General features: G+C 40.9%; 3 protein-coding genes. All 3 read left to right on the forward strand.

The annotated features are described in order from the left end of the window. The coding region (locus AC5590_RS34715) for an NACHT C-terminal helical domain 2-containing protein (RefSeq protein ID WP_441293689.1) at positions 1–422 on the forward strand (422 nt) is incomplete at its 5' end. Positions 423–542: 120 nt separating this feature from the next. Next, positions 543–869, forward strand: a complete 327-nt coding sequence (locus tag AC5590_RS34720; protein WP_169269012.1) for a DUF433 domain-containing protein — start codon at positions 543–545, stop codon at positions 867–869. 3 nt (positions 870–872) lie between these two features. After that, positions 873–1047 (forward strand): DUF5615 family PIN-like protein (locus AC5590_RS34725; RefSeq protein ID WP_169269011.1); only part of this gene is annotated, 175 nt, incomplete at its 3' end.

Raw genomic sequence — 1047 nt, forward strand, 5'->3', positions numbered from 1 at the left:
GTCCATATGTAATGAAAGAAATTATTGACTTCATCGAAGGTTTTAAAATTGATGATATTAATTCAGCCTTATTACATGAATTGCAACAGCTTAGAGCAAAACTACCTAGCCACAGAAGCCAAAAGTTTTTGAACACTCGGTATGAATATTGTGTTGAAAAGTTTGATCGCTGGTTTGAAGACAACAGTAAAGACTGGTTAAATAAATTCAAGAATATACTTATTAAGTACCGCAATATTGGTCAGGTTTGGAATTTTAGCGAGCAACAGCAGGAACTATTTCATAAATATTATGTTGCCAACAAATTACTGGCAGACTGCTTGAATAATGGTTGTAAAATAAATGCTGATGTAAGACAACGAATAGAAAGCACATTTTTACTGCCGATCGCCGAAATAGAAAAGCGTAACCATGAAAGATGAGTGGGTATGATTTCTGCGATCATCTTGCTACTCTTATTCATCACCCATAGCGCGTTTGTTAACTTTCACCGTGACCAGTTGGCTACAATCAAACCAAGCCCCAATAAGTCTTGGCGTTCTATGACCCTCAAAGAACTGGAAAATCAGATTCTCGCACTACCCCCAACTGAAAAAGCAGAAATTATCCAAAGCCTCACTAAAACTATCAGCAGTGGTGCCAAAGGCATAAGCAAAACGCCTGGTGTCTGCGGTGGAGAAGCTTGTATTGCTGGAACTCGCATTGCAGTTTGGTTATTAGTCGAAGCGCGTCGTATTGGCATCAGTGAAGCCCAACTTTTACAAGACTATCCTCACATCACTGCTGCCGATTTGGTAAATGCTTGGGCGTATGCAGATGCTCATCCAGAAGAAATCGAAGCGGTAATCCACGCAAATGAGATTGCTTAACCGATGGCGCGTTTATATACTGATGAACAGTTTCCCAGGAAAGTAAGTGAACTGCTTCGGACTATGGGACACGATGTTTTAACAGTACAGGAAGCTGGCAATGCCAATCTGGGTATTCCGGATGAGGAGGTGTTAGCATTTGCAGTTAGCGACAATCGGGCTGTTATCACCCTAAATC

The organism is Brasilonema octagenarum UFV-OR1, assembly GCF_963888615.1.
In the GTDB taxonomy this organism is placed as follows: Bacteria; Cyanobacteriota; Cyanobacteriia; order Cyanobacteriales; family Nostocaceae; genus Brasilonema; species Brasilonema sennae.